The organism is Micromonospora sp. IBSANI012, assembly GCF_052814045.1.
Genome location: NZ_CP199933.1, coordinates 3143298 through 3166932 on the forward strand (window position 1 = coordinate 3143298; position 23635 = coordinate 3166932).

The window sequence follows — 23635 nt, forward strand, 5'->3', positions numbered from 1 at the left end:
CCCGCACCGGAATGGAGAACCATGGATCCCACCACACGCCGCGTACTCGCGGCCGCTGCCGGCCTCGCGCTCTTGGTCGGCGCGTCGGCCTGCGCCAACGACGAGCAGCAGGCGGCCGAGAACGTCCCGGGCGTCACCGACACCGAGGTCGTGATCGGCACCCACCAGCCACTCACCGGCCCCGCCGCGGCCGGCTACTCGAAGATCTCCGCCGCCACCAAGGCGTACTTCGAGCACATCAACAGCAAGGGCGGCGTCAACGGCCGGAAGATCGTCTACAAGGTGATGGACGACGGCTACAACCCGGCGAACACCGACAACGTCGTCCGCAAGCTCGTCCTCGACGACAAGGTCTTCGCGCTCCTCGGCGGCCTCGGCACCCCCACCCACACCAACGTGCTGGAGTTCGTCAAGACGCAGAAGGTGCCCGACCTCTTCGTCTCCTCCGGCAGCCGCAACTGGAACCAGCCCGACAAGTACCCGACCACCTTCGGCTGGCAGCCCGACTACACCGTCGAGGGCAAGGTCCTCGCCACCTTCGTCAAGCAGCAGTTCCCCGGCCAGAAGGTGTGCCACTTCGGGCAGAACGACGACTTCGGCCGCGACTCCCTCGCCGGGGTGGAGAAGATCCTCGGGCCGGTGACCGCCAAGCAGACCTACACCCCCACCAATCCGCAGGTCGGACCGGCGATCGGCGCGCTGAAGGCGGCCGGCTGCCAGGTGGTGATCTCGGCGAGTATCCCCGGCTTCACCGCGCTGGCCATGGGCCAGGCCGCCGGGCAGGGGTTCCGGGCGCAGTGGGTGGTGTCCAACGTGGGCGCCGACTACACCACGCTCTCCAACCAGCTCGGCGACAAGAAGGTGATCCTCGAGGGGATGATCGCCGACAACTACCTGCCGATGGCGAACGACCCGAGCAACCCGTGGATCCAGGAGTACACCAAGATCCACCAGCGGTACAACGCCGCCAACCCGATCGACGGCAACGCCGTCTACGGCTACTCGATGGCGTACACCTTCGTGCAGGCGCTGCTGGCGGCCGGCAAGGACCTGACCCGCGAGAAGCTGGTCGATGCGGTGCGCAAGGGCGGCTTCACCGGGCCGGGCCTGACTCCGTTCCGCTACAGCAAGGACGTCCACGCCGGCTACAGCGGCGTCCGGATGAACAAGGTGCAGAACGGCGTCCAGTCGTACTTCGGCCCGACCTACACCACCGACGACGGTGACGGCGCCGTCACCGAGCTGACCGGTGCGCCGGCCGCGCCGCCGGCGGAGGCGATCCCGACGAGCTGATCCGCGACCGCCGCCGGCCACCCCGCCGCGCGGCGGTCCGACCCGGGCCGCCACCCGACGGTGGCGGCCCGGTTGTCGTCGCGGCGAGCGCGGCCAGCTGGGCCTGGTCGACCACGTGCCGGTCGCTGCGGCCAACAGGTCGCACCTGCGGTGCGCATTGTCGGGCCGGATCGGCCGCGGATCGGCGGAGGGAACGCCCTCCGAACCCCGGTTGCCGTATGTCGATACACTGCCGGTGCAGATTCTCGGTATCGGCCTACGACAGGGGACCATCACATGATCGACGTGGACGCCGACGGGCCGGCACGGGTGGACGGGCGCTCGGCGCGCGCCGAGCGTACCCGGACCGCCATCGTCGACGCACACCTCGCGCTGATCGACGAGGGGGACCTCCGGCCCACCGGGGAGCGCATCGCCGAACGCGCGGGGGTGTCGCTGCGTACCTTGTGGACCAACTTCAAGGACATGGAGACCCTGTTCGCCGCGACCGGCCGGCGGGTCAGCGAGCGGCAGGAGTCGATGGTCCGGCCGATCTCGCCGGAGTTGCCGCTGACCCGGCGGATCGGGGAGTTCAGCGCCCAGCGCGCCCGGATGCTGGAGGTGCTGGCACCCTCGGCCCGCGCCTCCGCGCTGCGCGAGCCGTTCTCGCCGCAGCTGCGCCGCAACCGCGAGGGCAACATCGCCCGGGCACGCGGCGAGATCGAGACCGTCTTCGGCCCGGAGCTGGCGCACGCCGGGCCGGGACGCGAGCAGCTGCTCGACGCGCTGACCGTGGCGAGCACCTGGTCGGCCTGGTCGATGATGCGCGACGCGATGGGCCTGGACGTCGAGGCGGCGCGGGCGACCCTGACGCGGATCCTGGGCGCGCTGCTCGTCGACGCCATCGCCGCCGGGCTGCGGTAGCCCGCCCGGTCGGCGTCACCGCCCCCGGCCGCTGGTTCCCCGAACGTTGCCGTCCTACATGGACGGGTCGCTGACCGGCTGGGCCCCGGCGGCCAGGCCTGGCCCGCTGCCGTCGCGTCGGTCGCGGACGTAGGTCAGCTCGAAGTCGAGGTCCCAGGTCACGTCGTCGCGGGAGATCTCCCAGCGGGCGGCGATGCGGTCCTGCCGTCCTGCCAGGTGAACTCGCACCACGCCGCGCCGAGGCCCTCGACCTCGGGCTGCACCCGCCATGAGTCCCTCCCACGCTGGTCCCGGCGGGACCGCTGTCCACGGTACCGCCGGGACCGCTGGTGGTTCGCGGTGAAACCGGACCGTCAGCCGCGCCGGGACCGCCTCCGAAGGGCCGTCAAGCATGGGGACGTACAGTCGCCCCGGGCGGCGGACGGGATGCGAGGTGGGGAGTGGAGCTGGTGCGAGCGACGAACCGGGGGCTCCGGCTGCGCAACCGGTCCACCCTGCTGACGAAGGTCTTCCTCGACGGCCCGCTGACCCGGCAGGACCTGGTGCGCAGCAGCGGGCTGAGTCAGCCCGCGGTGAGCAACGTCGTCGGTGACCTGATCGACGAGGGGCTGGTCGTCGAGGCGGGCGCCGCCTCCTCCGACGGGGGGCGGCCGAGCATGATGCTCCGGGTCGCGCCGGGGTTCGCCGCCGTGATCGGCGTCAACGTGGGGGAGACCCGGGTCCGGGTCGAGCTCTTCGACCTGGCGATGACGCTGCTGGCCAGCAGCGAGTACCCGCTGGACCCGGCCCGCACCGAGCCCGCCGCGGTGGCCGGCCACGTGCTGGCCGGCATCGACGCGGTGACCGCCCGGGCGGGCGTCGCGGCGGCCGACGTGCTCGGCGTCGGCATCGGCGTCTCCGGGGTGGTCGAGCAGGGCGTCCAGGCGGTGGTGCACGCCCAGGCGCTCGGGTGGGACGGGGTCCCGCTGCAACGGCTGATCGCCGACGGGACCGACCTGCCGCTGTACCTCGACAACGGGGCCAAGACCCTCGGCCAGGCGGAGATGTGGTTCGGCGCCGGCCGGGGCGCCCGGCACGCCGTGTTCGCGCTGGTCGGCTCCGGCGTCGGCGCGGCCGTGGTGACCAACGGGATCACCTACCGGGGGGCGTCCAGCAGCGCCGGCGAGTGGGGGCACACCACCCTGGTGTACGGCGGCCGGGCCTGTCGCTGCGGCGCCCGGGGCTGCCTGGAGGCGTACGTCGGGGCCGAGGCGATCATCGACCGCTACCGGGAGGCCCGCCGGGGTCGGCCGGTGCCCGGCGACGACGAGGAGTCCCAGCTCGCCGCGCTGGTCGAGGCGGCGGCCACCTCGGCCACCGCCCGGCGGGTGCTGGACGAGACCGCCGGCTACCTGGGCGCCGGGGTGGCCAACCTGATCAACCTGTTCAATCCGGAGCGGGTGGTGCTCGGCGGCTGGGCCGCCGTGGCCCTCGGCGATCTGCTGCCGGCCATCCGGGCGGCCGCCGGCCGGCAGGCGCTGCGCCAGCCGTACGAGCAGGCGTCGATCCAGCTCGGTCGGCTTGGGGTGGACGCGGTGGCGTTGGGCGCGGCGACCCTGCCGATCGCCCGGCTGCTCGCCTCGGGCGGCGTACGGGACTGACCGTCACCGGTCCCGCTGGAAGGCGTGGCCGACCTCGGTGGCGACCGGGCCGTCGCGGAACAGCCCGGACCGGTCCTTGTCGCCGGCGGGCAGCCCGAACCAGGCGTAGCGCCGCAGCCGGCTCCGGCCCTCGCCGGCGCGCGGACAGTCAGCCGACCTCCTCGGCCAGCACCCGTCGGCCCGGCTCCGGGAGCCGGTCGAAGGGATCCTCGTCGGCCAGGTGGTCGCGCAGGGTCCGGTGGATGAAGGCGTACCCGCCGAAGACCCGCTGCATGACGACCCGGTCGTCGGCGTAGGAGAGGAAGTCGACCAGGTTCGGCGGCAGCAGCCCGGACCGGGCGATGCCGAAGCTGACCGCCCGGTGGCGCAGCCAGGCTCGGCCCGGCCCCGCCGTCAGCATCAGGGCGACGGTCATCGGCAGGGCGGCGACGACGGCGAACCAGGGGCCGCGCAGCGCGAAGGTGACCGCCAGCAAGGCCGCGACGAGGGCGAGGAGGATCATCATCAGCCGGGTGAACCGGCGCAGCGAGGCGCGCAGGGCATGGCCGGGCGACGCCGGCGGTTTGGCGAAGTCGGGCACGCTGCCGCCGCTGAGCCCCCCACCCGTGCCGAGGGTCAGCGCGATCAGCGCGGCGGCCGGCCAGGTGGACGAGAGCGCCACCGGGACGCCGACCACCACCGCGCCAAAGGCCGACCAGAACAGGAAGCCGATGGCCGCGGACCGCGCCGAGGTGGTCCACTCGGAGGCGGCGTAGGCGGTGCTCTCCTCCCGCCCGATGAAGGGCACGAAGAGGCGGTTGAGCCGGGGCACCTGGAGCAGCACTCCGAAGGTGAGCCCGATGCCGAGGCCGAAGAACGCGGCGGCGCCCGCCGCGGTGACGACCGCGCCCCGTACCCCGCCGATCAGGGCGCCGAAGGGCATCGTGGCGACGGCCCCGATCAGGGCGGCGAGACCACCGCCGACCAGCCCGGTGCTGGTGTGGTCCCACCCGAGCCGCCGGGCCAGCCGGGCGGCGAGACCCCGCGCCGGCGGGAGCGTCCACTCGGGATGCCGGCCCGGCAGCCAGGCCGGCGTGAGCCAGTCCGGGTAGAACACCGTCTGGCTCCGGCGGCGCATCAGCCGCGCGAGCCAGATCAGCGCGCAGCGCGCCTCGCGGGGCGGGAAGCTCGCGCCGTCCGCCTCCGGCCGGCCGCGCAGGCTGCGCCGGCGGGTCAGCATCCGCTGCACGAAGAGTCGGTAGAGCACCTCGCGGTGCGCGTCGCTGTCCCCGCCGGCCGGAAGCAGGTCGGGGGTCGCGCCGCGGTAGGCGATCGTGGCCACGCCGAGCATCAGTGGCGTGGTCAGCAGTTCGCGCAGCGTCTCGTCCCGGTCCAGGGAGTGCCGGAAGGTGTCCAGGTCGGCGCCGGCGGAGCGCAGCGCCCGGTCGATCTGGCCGCGGCTCAGCGGCCGCACCACGAGTGCGGTGTCGAAGGCGAGGCGGTGCAGGCGTTCGTAGTCCTGCGACCGGCAGGTCACCACCATGCCGGTGGCCGCGAAGTTCTCCGCCCTGGCGAACGAGTTGATCGCCTCCAGGCAGGCGTCCTGGTAGTCGCCGTCGACCTCGTCGAGGCCGTCGAGGAGCAGGATCATCCGCCCGTCGTCCAGGGACTGTCGCACCTCGGCGGGGGCGACACCGTAGCGTTCACCGATCTCGGCGCTCGCCCACGAGCAGAAGTCCGGGTGGTTGGTGCGCCACCGGGACAGCAGCAGCACCACCGGCACCGGACTGTCCTCGTCGTCCCGCGCTCGCCGCAGGAGTTCCTCGGTGAGCTGCAGCAGATGGGTGGTCTTGCCGGAGCCCGGTCGGCCGATCAGCAGGACCCGGCGGCCGGCGTCGTAGACGTCGACGAGGCGGGTCCCGTCGGGCAGCGGTTCGGGCTCGCCCAGTCTTTGCAGGGCGGCCTGCGTCGGTCCCTCGTACGCCTCGACCGCGTCGGGCTGGGCGTCGAGCGCCACGGCCAGGCGTACCGCCTGTTGCAGCGAGCGGTGCAGCGCGTCGCGTACCCACCACTGGTCCACGCGCTGCAGCACACGTCTTCTCGTGGTGATGCCCGCCTCCCCGGTCCGGGTGGCCTCGGCGGTCGGGTGCGGCCGTCCCGCCCTCACCGCCCACCATGCCACGAGCCAGGCCCAGACGGCGAAAACGACCAGGGTCAGGACGACAGTCAGCCGCTCCCGCCCGCTCAGCCCCGCCCCCAGCCAGATGAAGGTGGCCAGCCCGGAGGTCAGGGTGACGGCGCCGACGGCGAGGATCCAGCGCTGCCGGGTCGTCATCGGGCCGGCGGCGGCCGGCGTGTCCGGCGCACGCGGCGGTGCGGACGCCGCGTCGGCTCTCCGATCGAGCCAGGCCGACACGGCGCTGACCACGGTCACCGCCGCCACGATCGAGGCCATCACGGTGAAGTTGTCCGTCCACCCGTGCGCCTGCGGGAACTCGGCGGTCGCGACGTTCACGGCGATCGCGACGGCGGACGAGTTGACCGCGTTGAGCACGGAGAAGAGGAGCAGTGACGGCGATCCCGAGCGACGGCGCGGCCACATGCTGTCATCATCGCGGTGACCGGCCGTATCCGCCAGATCGCCGTAGGCCATAGTGGACGGGCGGTGGGGCAGCGCTCGGTGCCCGTTCCGCCACCGCCTCCTGGCCGTTCCGCCCGGCACGTGGTCGCCGTGGCGCCCATGTCACGACAGCGGGGACCCACGTCGCGAGGGAACTCGCGGTGCGACATCGCCGGCTCGGTGCACGCCCCTGGACGAGGGTCACCGCTGGTCCGCTTGGGACGGTGCGGCGGCGCACCCGGTCATCTCGCGACCCACTCCCGCGCCCGGTTCTGCTCCGGTCGGGGCGGTCGCGCGGCCGGCCAGCGGGCGACGTTGGCGCCCCGTCGCCCAGGCTGCGACGCCGGACGCCACATCGGGTGCACCAGCATCCCGTTCAGCAGGGGGAAGCCGTCGCGCTCCAGGTACCCGTGCCGACCGTGCAGGGCGCGGTGGCCGTCGCTGAAGGTCTCCGCGTACGTCGGCAGGCCGAGCGTGTCCATCCACCGCTGACTGCCGGCGAGGACGGCATGGGCCCGCGCGGCACGGTCCGGGCCGGGCGGCACCGCCAGGATCGCCAGGTGGTGGTGCGCCTCGGTGGGGCGGTGCGCGGCCAGGGCCTGGTCGAGGAGGAGGAACCGTTCGTGGTCCGCGCCGCAGGCCAGCGCGAGCCGTTCCTCGTAGCGGGCGGGCTGCGGGATGGGGCGGTAGCGGTGGAACCAGACGGTGGCGGCCGTGCCGGCGCGCAGCAGGAACACGTCGCCGACCAGCAGCGCGTGTTCGGTCCAGATCCGGGCCACGGCGGCCAGCACGAGCGGCCTGCGCTGCTCGTCGGGGACCAGCCAGGCGCCGAGCACGGTGGTGGCGAGGCTCGCGGTGACAAGGTCGACGGTCCGGCCGACGTCGCACCAGCGGGCGCGGGCGACGGGCATCGGGTAGCTCATGGTGTGACTCCTGATCAAGATCATGATCGGGGGTACGGCAGGCGTGGCCGACGCCGGTGGCCCGGTGACACCAGGCGCTGGTGTGGTCGGCGACGCGGGGCCCGCGTAGGGCCGTCAGTCCGGCGGACGCCGGAGCGGTGAGAGACAGGGACGCGCGGCCGGCGGCGGCGGGGGAAGCGGGGTGGCGACGGCCGTCGGGTCGGACCCGATCCGAGGCGACGGCGGCGCCGCCACGACGAGGTGGACCCCACGTCGCGTCGGCGGACGGCGTCAGGCGGGTCTGCTCCCGGGCCGGGGACAGCGGGACGGCAGCGGAGCGGGACCGTCCGGCTGGCAGAGCCGCAGTCCGCTGGCGGGCGGCGTCCAGGCGACCGTCGAGGCGTCGGCGACGGGCTGGTGGACACCGCCGGCTGACCCCGCGCCGCCGGTGTCGGTGGCGGGCTCGCCGCGGTGCGGGATGACCTCGGGTCGGACCGGATCGGCGCTGGCGTCCGCCGGCGCCCACGCGGCCGCCCTCGTCCGTGCCGGGCCGGCCAGGGCCGCGCCGATCCAGGGTTGGCCGGTGAGCGGCATCGCGGCAGATGGTGTCGGCGGGGCGGTCGTGGCCGCATCGGATGGTCGCCCGACCGCGCCCTTCGCCCTGGGCGCCTGCCTGGCCGTGCCGTCCGCCCCGGGTGCCCGCCTGGCGGGCGGGGTGCCGTTGGCCGGACGCAGCGCCTCCAGCGCGGGCTTCTGCGGCCCGGGCGCGGGCTTGTGCGGCCCGGGTACGGGCTTGTGCGGCCCGGGTACGGGCTTGTGCGGCCCGGGTACGGGCTTGTGCGGCCCGGGCGCGGGCTTCTTCGGCCCGGGTACGGGTTTCTTCGGCCCGGGTACGGGTTTCTTCGGCCCGGGTACGGGTTTCTTCGGCCCGGGCACCGGGTGGAGGCCGCGCAGCAATGGGTCGACCACGGGGGGCGGGGCGCCGAGGACGGGGCCGGCCACCGGGTCGAGCACGGCGGGCGGAGCCCCCACCACGGGGGTGGCCACCCGGTCGACGGCGGCGGACGGCGGCGCCGCCACCCGATCCCGCGGCGGCCCGCTCGGGCGCGCGGCCACGGTCTCCGGCGCCCCCGCGCGCGACGGGACGGATCGGGTCGGTGGGCCGGCGGGCGGGGTTGTCCGGTGTTTCGGTGGCGGCGTCGCGTGGAGGGTGTCGGTCGCCGGGACGACGGGCGGCGCGTCGGCGCGCGCGGCGTGGTCGTCGCCCGCCTCGTAGCCGATCCAGGCGCAGGCGGTGGCGCCGAGCACGAGCCCGAGGCGCAGCGCGAGAGGCCCCAGCCGCCCGCTGCGCACGCCCATCGCCGCACCCCCGACCTCAGCCGTCCCGGAGGGCCGACACCGGGGACTCTACCGAAAGCGCCGGTGCGGTAACAGAGAGCGCGCGGCGCGGCGCGCAGTTTTCTGTGCCGCTGATCAGGTTTCTGTGCCGCTGGTCAGGCCGACACCTCCCGGCCGCTGGGCAGCGGCGGCCGACCGGCGTCCATCCGGGAGTTTGGCGACAGGGCGCCGGTGGCTGGCCTCGGCGGGACGCGGTCGCCGGTGGCGGCCGGCCGGCCCATGGCGCGTCGAGCACCGCGACGGCGCACCTGTTCGGAGTGGACGAGGGCCCGGTCCCCCCACGCGGCACCGGCCCGGCGCCGGCTCGGCACCGGCTGCGGGCGGTCACCCCCGGCACCTGAACGCGCGGCCCGCCCCGCCCGGTCAGGCCAGCCGGATGCTGTTCCCCTCGACCGAGACGGCCGCCTCCGGTAGCGGCTGACCGGCCGGTCCGCTGCGCACCGATCCGTCGGCGATGTCGAAGACGCTGTTGTGGCACGCGCAGACGATGGTGCGGTCGCGGACGGCGGTGACGGTGCAGCCCTGGTGGGTGCACCTGGCCGAGAACGCCTTGATGGTGCCCTCGGTGGGCTGGGTGACCACCACCCCCTGGGCGGCGAAGATCCTCCCGCCGCCGACGGGGATGTCCGCCACCGTGGCCAGCGGCTTCGCCGCTCCGCCCGCCGGGCCGGTCGCCTCGAGGGCCGGGGCCGCGGCCTCGCCGTACGTCTGGCAGCCGGTCAGCAGGGCGGTGAGACCCGCCGCGCCGGCACCGGCCAGCATCGCCCGCCGGGACGGGCAGCCGGGATCGCGGTCGTCGACCATGTCCTCGCCTTCCTCTCGTACCTCAGGTGCCGACGCCGACCGTGGTGAAGTACCACAGCGACGAGGTCAGCCAGATGCCCATCAGGACGGTGAAGACCACCCCGCCGATCACCGGCAGCACCCAGCCGGCCAGGCCCGGCCGGGGCAGGGCGAGCATCTTGGTGGTGAAGGCGCCGAAGAACAGGCAGCCGAGCAGCGAGTGCAGCAGGGTGCGCGGCTCGTGGTCGGCGAAGCCGAGCGCGTAGAGGCAGTGCACCGCCACCGGCACGGTCAGCAGGAACGCGATCCGGCCCGACCAGCGGTGCGCGGTGGCCGCCCAGGACGGGGAGAAGCCGCCCAGCCGGCCCCACATGGCCAGCGCGGAGAGCAACTGGAGGACGGCGAAGAACGCCGCGCCGCTGCCCAGCCACACCTTCACCGCCTGTGGGCCGGAGAAGCCGGCCAGGTTGACGGCGATGCCGGTCGGGGTGTGGAGCCGACCGTAGACGCCCGTGGCCACCGCGACGGCCGCGCCGACCAGCAACGGAACGAGCAGCGACGCCCGAGGCGCACCGAACGTGGCGGGGCGGTCCGGCGCGGGAGCCGGGTCGAACCGTACGTGCACGACCGGCGTGGTGTCGTCGGCGGAGTCCGCGTCGACGCCGTGCCGGGGACCGATTCTCACTCCGCCGTCTCCGGGACGCCGGCCACCGGCTGGGCGGTGACGGTGCTGCCGTCGACGATCGTGGTGCCGAACGCCGGGTCGAGCGGCGGGGCCGGTGCCGGGGAGCCGTCGCGGGTGAGCACGCCGATCTGGGAGCCGTCCGGCAGCATGATCCAGCCGCCGTCGACGCCGGCCCGGCGCGTCTGCGCGGTGGCCCGGTAGAGCACGGGCGCGGGCGTGGCGCCGGCCTTGGCGGTGAACCTCCACCGCTTGTCGCCGACGGCCAGTTCGCCGGTGACGTCGCCGTCGCCGATCGTGCCGGTGAGGGTGGCGCCCTTCTTGCCGGTCAGCTTCAGCCGGCCGTCCGCGGCGGTGCCCCGCAGCCAGATCTCCAGCCGGCGGCCGTCGCAGACATACGCCACGGCCGTGCCCTTGGTGGCGGTGATGGCGATGGTGGCGCCGCTGTCGAGCCGGCCGGTCCAGTTCGCGGTGACCGGCGTGGCCGGGGCGGTGGTGGGAGCGCCGGGTCGGCTGCGCTGCTCGGACGGCTGCGCGGGCGGTTGCCCGGTCGGGTCGGCCGGTGGTGTCGGGGGCGCGTCGGGCGGGGCCGTGGCGCTGGCCGAGGGGGTGGCGCCGGCCGCCGGCTGGACCGTACGCGGCGCCGCCTGGGCGCTCATCGCGAACAGCACGGCGGCCGTCCCGGCCCCGGTCAGCAGGGTCAGCAACGGGGTGATGCGCTTCATGAGCAGCTCCCTTCACCCGGTCGTACGGTGCCGGGGCGCCGGTCGTTCAATCCGCGCGCCGATCCGTGGAGGCAATTCCGCCGGCACGGCCGGGAGCAGCCGCGGCGGCGCCGGGCTTGCGGACCCGGAAAGGTGGGGCTGCGCTCAGGCCGGCCGGCGGGTGCTCTGCCGGACGATCAGCGGGGTGGCCAACTCGATGCGGTGGCTGTCCAGTTCCTCGCCGGCGATCAGCGCGAGCAGCATCCGGGTCGCCATCCCGGCCATCTCGGTCAGCGGCTGGCGGACGGTGGTCAGCGGCGGGGCCGACCAGCGGGCGGCGTCCAGGTCGTCGAAGCCGACGATGCTCACGTCGTCGGGGACCCGCGCGCCGCGCTCGTAGAGCGCCTCGTAGGCGCCGAGGGCCATCTGGTCGGCGCAGGCGAAGACGGCGGTGGGCGGGCGGGAGAGGTCGAGCAGGGCGTTCATCTCCCGGTATCCGGACGGCGCGTTGAAGTCGCCGTGCCGGACGTAACCGGCGGGGATCTTGCGGCCCGCCGCGTTCATCGCGGCCCGGTAGCCGTCGACGCGGGCCCGGCTGCACGGCACGGTGGGCTGGCCGCCGATCACGGCGATCCGGTCGTGGCCGAGGCCGAGCAGGTGCTCGGTGGCGGCGACGCCACCGGCCCAGTTCGTCGCGCCGACGGACGGGATGCCCGCGCCGGGCTGCCCGGCCGGGTCGATGATGACCACCGGGATGCCCAGCTCGTCGAGTTGGCTCTGCTGGCTGGGGGAGAGGTCGGAGAGCACCAGCAGCACCCCGTCGCAGCGGCGGGCGGAGAGTTGCTCGATCCAGCGCCGATCGGGGCGGGTGCGGTGCCGGCCGTGCACGGCGGAGACCACCACGCCCATGCCGGCCCGGTAGGCCAGTTCCTCGACGCCGTCGAGGATCTGCATCGCCCAGGGGCTGCCGAGGTCGCGGAAGACCAGGTCGATGAGGCCGGCGCCACCGGAGGAGGTGGCCCGCCGGGCCGTGTAGCCGCGCCGGTCGAGCAGGTCCTGCACCTTCTGCCGGGTGGTGGGCGCGACGTCCGGCCGGCCGTTGAGCACCTTCGAGACGGTGGGCACGGACACGCCGGCGGCGGCCGCGATCTCCGACAGGGTCGCCCGCTGGTCCGGCATGCCACTCTCCTCGGCGATCGATGTGCCCTGCCCTCGATCGTATCCCGAAAGTTTCGAAGACTGCGCACCGACGTGTCCGATCCGTTAGATTCCGCTGCCGTTCCATCGACAGCGACCTCTTGACCCGATCTCGCGGCGCTGCCTAGTCTGCCTCGAAATCGAAACTTTCCCGAAACTTGTCGAGGTGTCCGGTCGGGCGCGGCCGGGTCGTGGAGAGGACGGTGATCGGCCATGCGTCGACGCGATTTCCTGGGTGGTACGGCCGCAGCCCTGCTCAGCACCGGCGTGCTGGGCTCGCTCGCCGCGTGCGGCAACTCCGGACCGGGCGGGGGCGATCAGCTTCAGCTCTGGGCTCTGCAGGACGCCGAATACCAGAAGGTGGTCAAGCCCGCCATCGACGCCTACAACTCCGGCGTCGAGAACAAGATCCAGTTCACCACGTACGTCAACGACGCCTACAAGCAGAAGCTCCAGGTCGCGATGGGGTCGCCGCAGGGGCCGGACGTCTTCTTCAACTGGGGCGGCGGCAACCTCGCCCAGTTCGTCAAGGCCGGCCAGGTGGTCGACCTGACCGACCGGACGGCCGACCTCTCCGCCGCGTTCCTGCCGAGCGTGCTGTCGGTGGGGCAGGTCGACGGCCGGCAGTACGCCCTGCCGATGAACGGGATCCAGCCGGTGATCCTCTACTACCACAAGGGCGTCTTCGCCGCCGCCGGGCTCGAGCCGCCGAAGACGTACGACCAGCTGCTGGCCGTGGTCGACGCGCTGAAGGCGAAGGGGGTCACCCCGATCGCGCTGCCCGGCTCGCAGGGCTGGACCGAACTGATGTACCTGGAGTACCTGCTGGACCGGGTGGGCGGGCCCGACAAGTTCGCCGCGATCGCCGCCGGCGCGGCCGACGCCTGGTCGGACCCGGCGGTCGTGCGGGCCGCCGCGATGTGCCAGGAGCTGGCGAAGCGGGGCGCGTTCGGCGCGAACTTCGCCTCGATCAACTATGACAACTCCGGCGCCTCCAAGCTCTTCGCCACCGGCAAGGCGGCCATGTTCCTCATGGGCAGCTGGGAGTACTCCGCCCAGCTGACCAACAACCCGGCCTTCGTCAAGGACGGCAAGCTGGGCTGGCTGCCCTTCCCGACGGTCGCCGACGGCGCCGGGGACCCGACGGCGGTGGTCGGCAACCCGAGCAACTACTACTCGGTGTCCGCCAGCTCCAAGCACCCCGACACGGCGGTCGACTTCCTGAAGCGGACCCTGACCTCCGAGTCGTACGTGAAGGGGTTGATCGCGGCCGGGCAGGTACCGGCGGTCAAGGGCGTGGAGACCAAGCTGGCCGGCACCCCGGGCGCCGAGTTCACCACCTTCACCTACCAGCTGGTGTCCGGCGCGTCGTCGTTCACCCAGTCCTGGGACCAGGCGCTGCCGCCCTCGGTCGGCAGCGAGCTGCTGACCAACCTGCAGAAGCTCTTCCTCTCCCAGCTCACCCCGGCGGAGTTCGTCGCCGCGCTGGGGAAGGCGCGGTGACCGCGGCCGTGCCGGCCCTCGGCCGCGCCCCGGCGGACCGGCGCCGGCACGGCCGGCCGGGCGCGCTCTGGGCGGTCCCCGCCGGGCTGTTCTTCACCGCCTTCGGGCTGGCGCCGATCCTGGTCGTGGCCTACCTCAGCCTGACCCGCTGGAACGGGCTCGGCGATCCGGTGTGGACGGGCCTGGACAACTGGCGGGCGCTGCGCGAAGACGCCGACCTGACCCACGGGATCTGGACCACGCTGCTGCTGACGGCGCTGTGCTGGCTGGTGCAGACCCCGCTGGCGCTGCTGCTGGGCGTCTGGGCGGCGGCGCCGCAGCGCAACCGTGCCATCCTCTCGGCGGCCTTCTTCCTGCCCCTGCTGCTCTCCACCGCCGCGATCGCGCTCGCCTGGCTGTCCCTGCTGGACCCGAACTTCGGCGCCGCGGCGACGCTGGGGCCTTGGCTGGGCGCGCCCGACGGCAACCTGATCGGCGACCCGGACCGCGCGTTGTACGTGGTCGCCCTCGTCATCGCCTGGCAGTTCGTCCCGTCCCACACGCTGATCTACCAGGCCGCCGTCCGGCAGATCCCCGCGAGCCTCTACGAGGCCGCGGCCATCGACGGCGCCGACCGGGTACGCCAGTTCCGGTCGATCACCCTGCCGCTGCTGCGCCACACGATCGTCGCCTCCTCGGTGCTGATGATCGTCGGATCGCTCACCTACTTCGAGACGATCCTGCTGCTCACCGGTGGCGGGCCGGGCACCGAGACCCGGGTGCTGCCGCTGCACATGTACATCAAGGGCTTCGTCGGCTTCGACATGGGCTACGCCAGCACGCTGTCGGTGCTGCTGGTGGCCGTCGGCACCGTGCTGTCGGTGCTGATCGTCCGCGCCACCGGCTACCACCGGATGGCCAGCGACCGGGAGGGCCTGTGAGACACCCCCAGTCCGTGCATCCGGCGCCGCCGCCGACGCGCGGCACGTCCGCGCCGGCCACCACGGGGGTACGCGCCGACCTGCCGCCCGCCCCGGGCCGGGCGCGTGCCCGCGGGCCGGTGAACCTGCCGGCCGGGGTCGGGGCGACCCTGTGGCTGCTCGTCGTGGTGCTGCCGCTCTACTACATCCTGGTCACCAGCCTGCGCACCCCCGACGGCTACCTCAACGACGGCGCGCTGGCCCTGCCCAGGACGCTGACCCTCGACAACTACGGCCGGGTGCTGGGGCAGGGCTTCGCCCGGCTGCTGCTCAACAGCGCGGTGGTGACCGCCGCGACGATCGTGCTGGTGCTCGCGCTCGCGCTGCCCGCGGCGTACGCGATCGTGCGCGGTACGAGTCGGGCCGTGCGGGTCGGGTTCTCGCTCTTCCTGCTCGGCCTGGCCATCCCCGCCCAGGCCGTGGTCGTCCCGATCTACCTGATCATCACCCGGCTCCAGCTCTACGACTCGCTGCTGGCGATCATCCTGCCCACCGTGGCGTTCTCCCTGCCCATGTCGGTCGTCGTGCTCACCAGCACGCTGCGCGACATCCCCGACGAGCTGTACGAGGCGATGACGGTCGACGGGGCGGGCCCGGCGCGCACCTTCACCCGGCTCGTGGTGCCGCTGGCCCGGCCCGGCCTGGTCAGCATCGGCATCTTCAGCGGGCTGGGCGCCTGGAACGGCTTCCTCTTCCCCCTCGTGCTCACCCAGAGCCCCGAGCAGCGGGTGCTGCCGCTCGGGCTGTGGAACTTCCAGAACCAGTTCGGCACCGACGTTCCCGGCCTGATGGCGCTGGTGGTGTTCTCCGCCCTGCCGGTGCTCACCCTCTACCTGTTCGGCCGGCGTCACCTGCTCGGCGGCCTCACCGCCGGCTTCGGCAAGTGACCCGCCCCCCACGAGGAGACCTCCCCATGACCAGCGGGGTAACCACGCCCACCACCACCCGTCTGATCCACAACCCGGTGCTGCCGGGCTTCCACCCCGACCCGTCGATCCTGCGGGTGGGGGACGACTACTACCTGGCCACCTCGACGTTCGAGTGGTACCCGGGGGTGCGGCTGCACCACTCCCGGGACCTGGTCCACTGGCGACCGCTCGGCGGCATCCTCACCGAGCGCCGCCTGCTCGACCTCACCGGCGTCGGCGACTCGTGCGGCGTCTGGGCGCCCTGCCTGTCGTACGCGCACGGGCGGTTCCACCTCGTCTACACCGACGTGGCCAGCTTCGCCGGCGGCTACTGGGATCCGCAGAACTACATGGTCACCGCGCCCGACGTCACCGGCCCCTGGTCGGACCCGGTGCCCGTGCACGCGCACGGCTTCGACCCGTCGCTCTTCCACGACGAGGACGGCGGCACCTGGCTGCTGGCCATGCGCGCGGACTGGCGCCCCGGGCGCGACTCGTTCGGCGGCATCGAGATCCAGCGGTACGACCCGGTGGCCGGGCGGCTTGTCGGCCCGCCCCGGCTGATCTTCGAGGGCACCACCGCCGGGGTCACCGAGGGGCCGCACCTCTACCGCCGCGACGGCTGGTACTACCTGCTCACCGCCGAGGGCGGCACCAGCTGGGAGCACCAGGCGACGGTGGCCCGCTCCCGGTCGCTGTTCGGCCCGTACCGGCCGGACCCGGCGGGCCCGCTGATCAGCTCGCACGGCCGGCCGGAGCTGCGGTTGCAGAAGGCCGGCCACGGCAGCCTGGTCGAGACCGGCGACGGCCGGTGGTACCTGGCCCACCTCACCGGCCGCCCCTACACCCCGCTGGGCAACTGCGTGCTGGGCCGGGAGACCGCCCTGCAACCGGTCGAGTGGAGCGCCGACGGGTGGCCCCGGGTGAGCGGGGGCGTACCGGCCGACGTGGTGGCCGCCCCCGACCTGCCGCCGGCGCCGTGGCCGGCGGAGCCGGCGACCGACCACTTCGACGCCCCCACCCTCGGGCCGGCCTGGTCCACCCTGCGCCGCCCGGCCACCCCGGACTGGGTCGACCTCGCCGCCCGCCCCTCCCACCTGCGGATCGTCGGCGGCCAGTCACCGGTCGGGCGGCACCGGCCCAGCGTGGTCGCCCGCCGGGTCACCGACCCGCGCTGCGCCCTGTCCACCGTGCTGGAGTTCCGGCCGGAGACCTTCCGCCAGCTGGCCGGGATCACCGGCTACTACAACAGCCGCAACTGGCACTACGCCTACGTCAGCCTCGACGACGCGGGGGAGCCGGTGCTGGAGGTGCTCAGCTGCGACTCCGGCCGGCGCACGGCGTACCCGGAGGCGACCGTGCGGCTGGGGCGGCGCGCGCGGATCGGGCTGCGGGTGGTCTTCGACGGGCCGACCCTGCGGTTCTGGTACGACCTCGGCGACGGGTGGCGGCCCCTGTCGCCCGTGCTCGACGCCACCATCCTCTCCGACGAGCACGCCGCCCGTGCGGTGGACGGTGAGCCGACGGGCTGGGGCTTCACCGGGGCGTTCGCCGGCCTCTGGGTGCAGGACATCGGCGCCGACGGCGGGTACGCCGACTTCGACTCGGCGACCTGGCACACCGGCGTGGCCGTCGACTGACCGAGGAACGCCCGCCACCGGGACACCCGGTCGGCGCGCCGGGTGCGGGCCGGAGCGCCGACCGGGGCGGGGCGCTGTTCGGCGACGGCGGGCACCCGCGCCGGCGTACCCGGCCGCTCAGCCGGCGGTTCCGGCGGCTCAGCCGGCGTGCCGCGGGGGTCAGCCGGCGTGCCCCGGGGGCTCAGCCGGTGTGCCCGGCGGCTCAGCCAGCGTGCCCGGCGGCTCTGCCGGCCTGGCCGGCGGCGGGCTCGCCCGTGTCCCGGGGGTGCCTCAGCCGACCGGCACGGTGGCGGTGACGGTGGCCTGGTCGACGTCGCTGGTCCGGGCGGTGAACCGCAGCGTCCACTCGCCCCGGACCGGGAAGGTGATCTCCGCGCTGGCATGGTGCGGTTCCGGCGTGTCGACCGGCACCCGGACCGCTTCCACGCCGGCCGCCGGCAGAGCCAGACTGACCGTCCACTCCACGACCGGCAGCGCCTGGCCCTGCGGGGTGTAGACGTAGGCGTGCAGCGAGTTCGGCGTCCCGACCCGGACCGGGTAGACGTCGAACTGCAAGGTGTACAGGCCGCTGGTCAGCGTCTGGGCGACCCCCTCCCGGCTGGCCCGGGCGGCCTCGGTGCCGGCCGTGCGGCCCGGCGGCGCCTGCACCAGCACGGCGCTGAGGGCCAGCACCAGCGCGGTGGCGGCCAGTTCGACTCCCGCCGCCCGGCTGACCCGGCGCGGCCGGCCCGCCGCCAGCCCCCGGCGCACCAGCCGTCGCTGCCCGGCGGCGACCGCCAACACCACGGCGAGCAGGGCGGCCTTGCCGCACAGCAGCCGCCCGTACGTCGTGTCGAGCAGCGCGGCGGGCCGGCCGAGCTCGACCGCGGCCTGGGCGACGCCGCTGGCGACCAGCCAGCACACCGCGAGGGTGGCCAGCCGGGACCAGGCGGGCAGGACCCGGGCGCGCACCCGCTCGTGCAGGCCGGGCAGCAGGAACGCCACCAGGGTGAGCAGCCCGCCCGCCCAGACCGCCATCGCGGCCAGGTGCACCACGCCGACGGCGACACTGACCGGGGGCAGCGGCGCGGCCACCGGGTGCCCGGCCAACGGCCAGGTGGTCAGCGCGGCGCCGCCGACCACCGCCAGTGCGGCCCGCCGCCCCCCACCCGACCGGCCGGCCACGACGGCGGGCAGCAGCGCCGCGGCCACGGCGACCAGGGCCAGCCGGGCGCCCAGCACCGGGCCGACGTCGCTGGCGCCCACCGCCCCCAGGTCGGCCAGGGACAGCTCACCGACCGGCGCTCCCACCATGTCCGCGGCCTGCGCCACCCACTGCCCGACGGTGGCCACCACGACCAGGCCGAGCCCCGCCCAGGCGGCCACCACGGCCGGGCGGCGGGAGCGCCGGCGCGGCCACATCCCGACGGCCAGCAGCACCGGACCGACGGCCAGCACCAGCCCCAGGTAGCCGACGTACCGGGCGGCCGGCGCCAGCGCACCGCTCGTCCGGGTCCGCCCGTCGGGCGGCGGGGGAGTCGCCGACGGGGCGCCGGCGGAGTAGGTGAAGCTGCCGGCCACCGGATGGCTGTCGGCCGAGATCACCCGGTAGCTGACCAGGTAGGTGCCGAGCGGCCGGTCGGGCACCCGGACCGGGATGCGCAGGGTGCCGCCGCGCACCACCGGCTCACCCGTGTGGACCTTCCGCCCGTCCGGGCCGAGGACCTGCACCCGCCCGGCGACGGGGGACACCGGCTCGCTGAAGGTCACCACCACCTCCCGGGGCGGGGAACCGATCACCGCGTCGCGTACCGGGCTGGTGGCGACCAGCGCGGCGTGGGCGGCGGCGGGGACGGGCGGCGTCAGCGGGACGGACAGCAGGGCGAGCAGCAGCCCCAGCAGCGCGGCGGTTCGGTTACGCACGACCAGTGGTTCGGATCGGACGGCCGTACGGTTCAACGCGGGCGCGCACCGGGGCCGGATCAGCGGCCGTCGGCCCCGGCGGGCCGGCTCAACCGGTGCCGGAGGGCGAGTTGCAGGGTGAGCCGGGCGTCGGGATCGTCCAGCGCCGGGCCGAACAGCTCACGCAGCCGGCGCATCCGGTACCGCACGGTCTGCGGGTGGGTGTGCAGCTCTTCGGCGACGGCGACCACCTGCCCTTGCCGGCGCAGCCAGCTGTGCAGTGTTTCGGCCAGTGCCTGCCGGCCGGCGGGCCGGACGCCGTCCAACGCGGCCAGCCCGACGGCGGTCAGCCGGTCGGCGAGGCCCGGCTCCCACGCCATCAGCAGGGTCAGCAGGTGCTCGTCGCAACCGAGCGGCCCCGCCGGGAGCACGCCGTCGTGTTGCAGGGCCAGCGCGCGGCGGGAGAGCCGGTACGACAGCCGGGCCCGGCCCAGCTCGACGGTCGGCCCGAGCGCCGCCCGCCGACCGGACAGCGCCTGCCGGGCGCGGGCCAGCCGTCCGGGCGTGCCCGGGTCGGGCAGGACGAGCCGTACGGCGTCGTCGATGACGGTGGCGATCGCGCCCCCGCCGGTGGACCGCGCCAGGTGCTCGGCGTCGGTGCCGTCGACGCTGACCACGGCGACGCTGCGGGGCAGCGACCAGCGGGCCGCGTCGGCCGCCGCGTGCAGCGCGCTCTCGGCCGGCGCCTCGGGCTGCACCAGCAGGGTGATCAGCCGGCGCCGGGTGGTCGCCCAGTCCTGCGCGGCGTCGCGCTGCTCGTCGAGGAACCCCTCCGCCGCCGCGCCGGCGAGGGCGTCGGCGAAGCCGAAGAGCGCACCGGCGATGACGTACAGGTCGCCCGGTGCCGGGCCGGCCGGGCCGGCGTTCTCCACCAGGAAGGCCCAGATGTCCCGGGCGCCGAGGGTGAGGACGGTGCGCAGCGCGTCCACCCGGTGGCCCTCCCGGTACTCGGTGCGGCCGAGGGCGTGGAACACCGCCCGGGTGGCGGCGAGGTCGCGGCCCGGATCGGCGACCGCCTCGACGAACGCGTCGACGGCGGTCTCGACGCCGAGGGTGAGGCCCTGCCCCTGCCCGCCGGTCAGCGACCGGCCCTGCGCCCGCATGGCCGCGCGGACGGTCGCGAGGATCCGCCCGTGCAGGGGTGACCGCAGCCCGCGGAGGTGCGCGCCGACCGTCGGCGGGAGGGCGGCGAGCCCCGGCTCGATGTCGATGAGCGCGTCGGACACGCTTCCGCCCCTCACTTTTGTCATCCGGGTTACAAAACCTACCCTGGATCTTGCGCGTGGACCGCCACCATCTTGGCAACCTCGTACATAGCGTCGGTGGCATGGATACGGATGTCATCGTGATCGGCGCCGGGCTGGCCGGCCTGGTCGCCGCCGCCGAGGCCGCCGACGCGGGTCGGCGGGTGCTGCTGCTCGACCAGGAGCCCGCGCAGAACCTCGGCGGGCAGGCGTTCTGGTCGTTCGGCGGCCTCTTCCTGGTGGACTCGCCCGAGCAGCGGCGGATGGGCATCCGCGACTCGGTCGAGCTGGCCTGGCAGGACTGGACGGGCAGTGCGGCCTTCGACCGGCCCGAGGACCACTGGCCGCGCCGGTGGGCTGAGGCGTACGTGCACTTCGCGGCCGGGGAGAAGCGGGCCTGGCTGCGGGGGATGGGGCACCGGGTCTTCCCGGTGGTCAGCTGGGCCGAGCGGGGCGGGGGAGCGGCCGACGGCCACGGCAACTCCGTACCCCGGTTCCACGTCACCTGGGGCACCGGCCCGGGGCTGGTCGAGCCGTTCGCCCGGCGGGTCCAGGACGCCGTCGCGCGCGGCCGGGTGCGGCTGCTGTTCCGGCACCGGGTCGACGAACTCGTCACCGCCGGCGGCGTGGTCACCGGGGTACGCGGGACGGTCCTCGAACCCGACGACGCCCCGCGCGGCCGCAGCACCTCCCGGGTGGCCGTCGGCGACTTCGCGTACGGCGCGCAGGCCGTGATCATCACCTCGGGCGGCATCGGCGGCAACCACGACCTCGTCCGGCGGGCCTGGCCGGCGCGGCTCGGCACGCCGCCGACCCGAATGGTCGCCGGGGTGCCCGCCCACGTCGACGGCCGGATGCTGGGCATCACCGAGGCCGCCGGCGGGCAGGTGATCAACCCGGACCGGATGTGGCACTACACCGAGGGCCTGCGCAACTGGGACCCGGTCTGGCCGGACCACGGCATCCGGATCCTGCCCGGCCCGTCGTCGCTGTGGCTCGACGCGACCGGCCGGCGCCTGCCCGCGCCGCTGTTCCCCGGCTTCGACACCCTCGCCACCCTGCGGCACCTGCGGAGCACGGGCCACGACTACAGCTGGTTCCTGCTCACCCAGAAGATCATCGAGAAGGAGTTCGCGCTGTCGGGCTCCGAGCAGAACCCGGACCTGACCAACCGCAGCGTCCGGCAGGTCCTGCAACGGGTCCGTCCCGGCGCGCCCGGCCCGGTTGAGGCGTTCAAGCGCCACGGCGCCGACTTCGTGGTCGCCGACACCCTGGAGGAGCTGGTCGACGGGATGAACGCGTTGGCGGCCGAGACGGGCGGCCCGCAGCTGGACGTCACGCCGCTGCGCCGGCTGGTCGAGGCGCGCGACCGCGACATCGCCCACCCGTTCGGCAAGGACGCCCAGCTGCACGCCGTCCGGGGCGCCCGCCGGTACCGGGGCGACCGGCTGGTCCGGGTCGCCACCCCGCACCGCCTGCTCGACCCGGCGGCGGGCCCGCTGATCGCCGTCCAGCTGCACGTGCTGACCCGCAAGACCCTCGGCGGGCTGCACACCGACCTCTCCGGCCGGGTGCTGCGTGCCGACGGCGAGCCGCTCGGCGGGGTGTACGCCGCCGGCGAGGTCGCCGGGTTCGGCGGCGGCGGCATGCACGGCTACAACGCCCTGGAGGGCACCTTCCTCGGTGGCTGCCTCTTCTCCGGGCGGACGGCCGGGCGGGCCGCCGCGGCGGCCGTCGCCTGACGGGTCCCGCCGGTCGCGGGGCGGCCCCGCCCCGCGACCGGCCGGCGCGTCGCCGCCGGAACGGACGGCGCCCGCCCCGACCGGGACGGGCGCCGTGCGGTGTCGCTCCGGTCAGCTGGTGGGGAAGTTGTCCGGGGTACGGATCCGGTTGCGCATGAAGACGCCGGACTCGGTGAGCACGCCGGTGCCGGCGTACGTGCCGCCGTAGCAGGTGCCCGGCTTGAAGGCGGCGCTGCCCTCGTCGGCGTCGGAGTAGGTCCAGTTGGCGTAGCTGATCTTCAGCCGGTCCAGCAGGTCCAGCCAGGCGGTGCTGCTGCCCGCGTCGACGGCCCCGCCGCCGGTGTAGGTGACCGTGCCGAACTCGGTGACGAACAGCGGCAGCCGGGCGGCGGCCCGCTCGACCTCGGCCCGGTAGTTGTCCTTGTGCGACGCGGCGTAGAAGTGGAACGCGTACATGACGTTGCTGGCGTTCACCGGGTTGTTGATCACCTCGGTGGAGTTGCCGCCCTCCGACACGCCCAGCGAGGACCAGCCCCGGGTGCCGACGACGACGATCGCGTCCGGGTCGTTGGCCCGGATCACCGGGATGACCTGTTCGGCGTAGTTCTTGATGGTCTGCCAGCTGACCCCGTTGGGCTCGTTGGCGATCTCGTAGATGACGTTGTTGCGGTTGGCGTTGCGGGCCGAGACGGCGGCGAAGAAGGTCTTGGCCCGCTCCAGGTTGTACATCGGGTCGCCGGGGGTCAGCGTGTGGAAGTCGATCAGCGCGTACAGGCCCCGCTCACCGGCCTCGTCGACCAGCGTGTTGACCCGGTCGGTGAAGCCGCTCGGGTTGGTCTCGTAGCCGCCCTCCTGCACGTACATCGAGATCCGCAGCAGGTCGGCGCGCCAGTCGGTGGCGAGCGCGTCGAGGGACGCGTCGTTGTAGCACTGGGCGAACCACTGCAGGCCGTGGGTGCTCATGCCGCGTAGCTGGATCGGCCGGCCGTACTGGTTGCACAGGTTCACCCCGCAGACCCGGAGCTGACCGTTGACCGCCGCCGGCGTCTGGCCGGTGGGCGGGGGCGTAGTCGGCGGGGGCGTGGTCGGGGGCGGCGTGGTGGTCGGTGGCGGGGTGGTGGGGGTCGTCGCGCCGGTGCAGACCGTGCCGTTGAGGGTGAACGACGTGGGCGCCGGGTTGCTGCCGGTCCAGGTGCCGTTGAAGCCGATGGTGGTGGACGCCCCGCCGGCCAGGGAGCCGTTCCAGCTCAGGCTCTGCGCGGTGACGGACTGGCCGCTCTGCTGGTACGTCGCCGACCAGCCCTGCCCCACCCGCTGCCCGGCGTCCGGGAAGCTGAAGCCGAGGGTCCAGCCGTTGACCGCGTCCCCGAGGTTCTTGATCGTGATGTTGGCGGTGAACCCGCCGGTCCAGGAACTGGTCGTGTAGGTGACGGCGCAGCCGGGTGCCGCCATCGCGTTGGCGACCGGCAGGAACGCCGACGCGCCGATGGTCAGTGCGGCCGCGGCACCGGCGGCGAGCAGGTGCCGCCGCGCCGGGCGGGGGATCTTCTGCATGGGACCGTCTCAATCTGTGCGGGGGTCGGGTGCGAGGTGGTGG

At 74.5% G+C, this 23635-nt stretch carries 19 protein-coding genes; 8 read left to right on the forward strand and 11 right to left on the reverse strand.

Annotated elements, in window-relative coordinates:
* The first annotated feature begins 21 nt into the window (after window positions 1–21).
* Both ACTWM8_RS14440 and ACTWM8_RS14445 read left to right on the forward strand, forming a co-directional pair.
* Window positions 22–1293 carry an ABC transporter substrate-binding protein gene (locus tag ACTWM8_RS14440; RefSeq protein ID WP_446214282.1) on the forward strand — a complete coding sequence of 424 codons (1272 nt, stop codon included), beginning with the start codon at window positions 22–24 and terminating at the stop codon, window positions 1291–1293.
* A 276-nt stretch (window positions 1294–1569) separates the two neighbouring features.
* Entirely contained in the window at window positions 1570–2196 is a 627-nt protein-coding gene (locus ACTWM8_RS14445) for a TetR/AcrR family transcriptional regulator (protein WP_446214283.1), read from the forward strand.
* Window positions 2197–2250: 54 nt separating this feature from the next.
* On the opposite strand, the gene ACTWM8_RS14450 is transcribed toward ACTWM8_RS14445, so the two are convergent.
* A complete protein-coding gene (locus ACTWM8_RS14450; protein WP_446214284.1) occupies window positions 2251–2424 on the reverse strand; it encodes a hypothetical protein in 174 nt (57 codons plus the stop codon).
* Window positions 2425–2645: 221 nt separating this feature from the next.
* Between ACTWM8_RS14450 and ACTWM8_RS14455 the strand changes: the two genes are divergently transcribed.
* The gene (locus tag ACTWM8_RS14455) at window positions 2646–3836 is read left to right on the forward strand and encodes an ROK family transcriptional regulator (RefSeq protein WP_446214285.1); all 1191 of its coding nucleotides are present in this window, start codon (window positions 2646–2648) and stop codon (window positions 3834–3836) included.
* Between the two features lie 148 nt (window positions 3837–3984).
* Here the strand turns inward: ACTWM8_RS14455 and ACTWM8_RS14460 are convergent, their stop codons facing one another.
* From ACTWM8_RS14460 to ACTWM8_RS14490, 7 genes are all read right to left on the reverse strand, one after another.
* A complete protein-coding gene (locus tag ACTWM8_RS14460) occupies window positions 3985–6417 on the reverse strand; it encodes an NACHT domain-containing protein (protein ID WP_446214286.1) in 2433 nt (810 codons plus the stop codon).
* Window positions 6418–6677: 260 nt separating this feature from the next.
* Window positions 6678–7358: a hypothetical protein gene (locus ACTWM8_RS14465; RefSeq protein WP_446214287.1), complete on the reverse strand. Its 681-nt coding sequence runs from the start codon at window positions 7356–7358 to the stop codon at window positions 6678–6680.
* A gap of 270 nt (window positions 7359–7628) precedes the next feature.
* The gene (locus ACTWM8_RS14470) at window positions 7629–8696 is read right to left on the reverse strand and encodes a hypothetical protein (protein WP_446214288.1); all 1068 of its coding nucleotides are present in this window, start codon (window positions 8694–8696) and stop codon (window positions 7629–7631) included.
* Between the two features lie 402 nt (window positions 8697–9098).
* A complete protein-coding gene (locus tag ACTWM8_RS14475; protein WP_446214289.1) occupies window positions 9099–9539 on the reverse strand; it encodes a Rieske (2Fe-2S) protein in 441 nt (146 codons plus the stop codon).
* Window positions 9540–9561: 22 nt separating this feature from the next.
* Window positions 9562–10074: a DUF6529 family protein gene (locus ACTWM8_RS14480; RefSeq protein ID WP_446214554.1), complete on the reverse strand. Its 513-nt coding sequence runs from the start codon at window positions 10072–10074 to the stop codon at window positions 9562–9564.
* A 125-nt stretch (window positions 10075–10199) separates the two neighbouring features.
* A complete protein-coding gene (locus ACTWM8_RS14485) occupies window positions 10200–10925 on the reverse strand; it encodes a hypothetical protein (RefSeq protein WP_446214290.1) in 726 nt (241 codons plus the stop codon).
* A gap of 144 nt (window positions 10926–11069) precedes the next feature.
* Window positions 11070–12083, reverse strand: coding sequence for a LacI family DNA-binding transcriptional regulator (locus tag ACTWM8_RS14490; RefSeq protein ID WP_154936984.1), 1014 nt, complete (start codon window positions 12081–12083; stop codon window positions 11070–11072).
* 231 nt (window positions 12084–12314) lie between these two features.
* Between ACTWM8_RS14490 and ACTWM8_RS14495 the strand changes: the two genes are divergently transcribed.
* From ACTWM8_RS14495 to ACTWM8_RS14510, 4 genes are read left to right on the forward strand one after another with little or no spacing between them, the layout of a single operon-like run.
* On the forward strand, window positions 12315–13604 hold the full coding sequence (locus tag ACTWM8_RS14495; protein ID WP_446214291.1) for an ABC transporter substrate-binding protein: 1290 nt from the start codon (window positions 12315–12317) through the stop codon (window positions 13602–13604).
* Complete coding sequence (locus ACTWM8_RS14500) at window positions 13601–14524, forward strand: carbohydrate ABC transporter permease (RefSeq protein ID WP_446214292.1); 924 nt, start codon at window positions 13601–13603, stop codon at window positions 14522–14524. Before ACTWM8_RS14495 ends, ACTWM8_RS14500 begins: the two co-directional genes overlap by 4 nt.
* Window positions 14521–15450 carry a carbohydrate ABC transporter permease gene (locus ACTWM8_RS14505; protein ID WP_446214293.1) on the forward strand — a complete coding sequence of 310 codons (930 nt, stop codon included), beginning with the start codon at window positions 14521–14523 and terminating at the stop codon, window positions 15448–15450. The genes ACTWM8_RS14500 and ACTWM8_RS14505 overlap by 4 nt, the downstream gene beginning before the upstream one ends.
* Before the next feature lie 26 nt (window positions 15451–15476).
* Entirely contained in the window at window positions 15477–17111 is a 1635-nt protein-coding gene (locus ACTWM8_RS14510; protein WP_446214294.1) for a glycoside hydrolase family 43 protein, read from the forward strand.
* A 270-nt stretch (window positions 17112–17381) separates the two neighbouring features.
* On the opposite strand, the gene ACTWM8_RS14515 is transcribed toward ACTWM8_RS14510, so the two are convergent.
* Window positions 17382–19013: a copper resistance CopC/CopD family protein gene (locus tag ACTWM8_RS14515; RefSeq protein ID WP_446214295.1), complete on the reverse strand. Its 1632-nt coding sequence runs from the start codon at window positions 19011–19013 to the stop codon at window positions 17382–17384.
* A gap of 59 nt (window positions 19014–19072) precedes the next feature.
* Window positions 19073–20278, reverse strand: a complete 1206-nt coding sequence (locus ACTWM8_RS14520; protein ID WP_446214296.1) for a PucR family transcriptional regulator — start codon at window positions 20276–20278, stop codon at window positions 19073–19075.
* A gap of 101 nt (window positions 20279–20379) precedes the next feature.
* Here ACTWM8_RS14520 and ACTWM8_RS14525 point away from each other — a divergent pair, with 101 nt between their 5' ends.
* The gene (locus ACTWM8_RS14525) at window positions 20380–22038 is read left to right on the forward strand and encodes an FAD-binding dehydrogenase (protein ID WP_446214297.1); all 1659 of its coding nucleotides are present in this window, start codon (window positions 20380–20382) and stop codon (window positions 22036–22038) included.
* Between the two features lie 111 nt (window positions 22039–22149).
* Here the strand turns inward: ACTWM8_RS14525 and ACTWM8_RS14530 are convergent, their stop codons facing one another.
* Complete coding sequence (locus tag ACTWM8_RS14530) at window positions 22150–23592, reverse strand: cellulase family glycosylhydrolase (protein WP_446214298.1); 1443 nt, start codon at window positions 23590–23592, stop codon at window positions 22150–22152.
* Window positions 23593–23635: the final 43 nt, after the last annotated feature.

Excerpts from the sequence above, each read along its gene's own strand:
- ACTWM8_RS14525 (WP_446214297.1), top strand. The coding sequence starts at position 20,380 with ATGGATACGGATGTCATCGTGATCGGCGCCGGGCTGGCCGGCCTGGTC.
- ACTWM8_RS14495 (WP_446214291.1), top strand. The coding sequence starts at position 12,315 with ATGCGTCGACGCGATTTCCTGGGTGGTACGGCCGCAGCCCTGCTCAGC.
- ACTWM8_RS14465 (WP_446214287.1), bottom strand. The coding sequence starts at position 7,358 with ATGAGCTACCCGATGCCCGTCGCCCGCGCCCGCTGGTGCGACGTCGGC.
- ACTWM8_RS14445 (WP_446214283.1), top strand. The coding sequence starts at position 1,570 with ATGATCGACGTGGACGCCGACGGGCCGGCACGGGTGGACGGGCGCTCG.
- ACTWM8_RS14440 (WP_446214282.1), top strand. The coding sequence starts at position 22 with ATGGATCCCACCACACGCCGCGTACTCGCGGCCGCTGCCGGCCTCGCG.
- ACTWM8_RS14530 (WP_446214298.1), bottom strand. The coding sequence starts at position 23,592 with ATGCAGAAGATCCCCCGCCCGGCGCGGCGGCACCTGCTCGCCGCCGGT.
- ACTWM8_RS14470 (WP_446214288.1), bottom strand. The coding sequence starts at position 8,696 with ATGGGCGTGCGCAGCGGGCGGCTGGGGCCTCTCGCGCTGCGCCTCGGG.
- ACTWM8_RS14460 (WP_446214286.1), bottom strand. The coding sequence starts at position 6,417 with ATGTGGCCGCGCCGTCGCTCGGGATCGCCGTCACTGCTCCTCTTCTCC.
- ACTWM8_RS14490 (WP_154936984.1), bottom strand. The coding sequence starts at position 12,083 with ATGCCGGACCAGCGGGCGACCCTGTCGGAGATCGCGGCCGCCGCCGGC.
- ACTWM8_RS14510 (WP_446214294.1), top strand. The coding sequence starts at position 15,477 with ATGACCAGCGGGGTAACCACGCCCACCACCACCCGTCTGATCCACAAC.
- ACTWM8_RS14485 (WP_446214290.1), bottom strand. The coding sequence starts at position 10,925 with ATGAAGCGCATCACCCCGTTGCTGACCCTGCTGACCGGGGCCGGGACG.
- ACTWM8_RS14475 (WP_446214289.1), bottom strand. The coding sequence starts at position 9,539 with ATGGTCGACGACCGCGATCCCGGCTGCCCGTCCCGGCGGGCGATGCTG.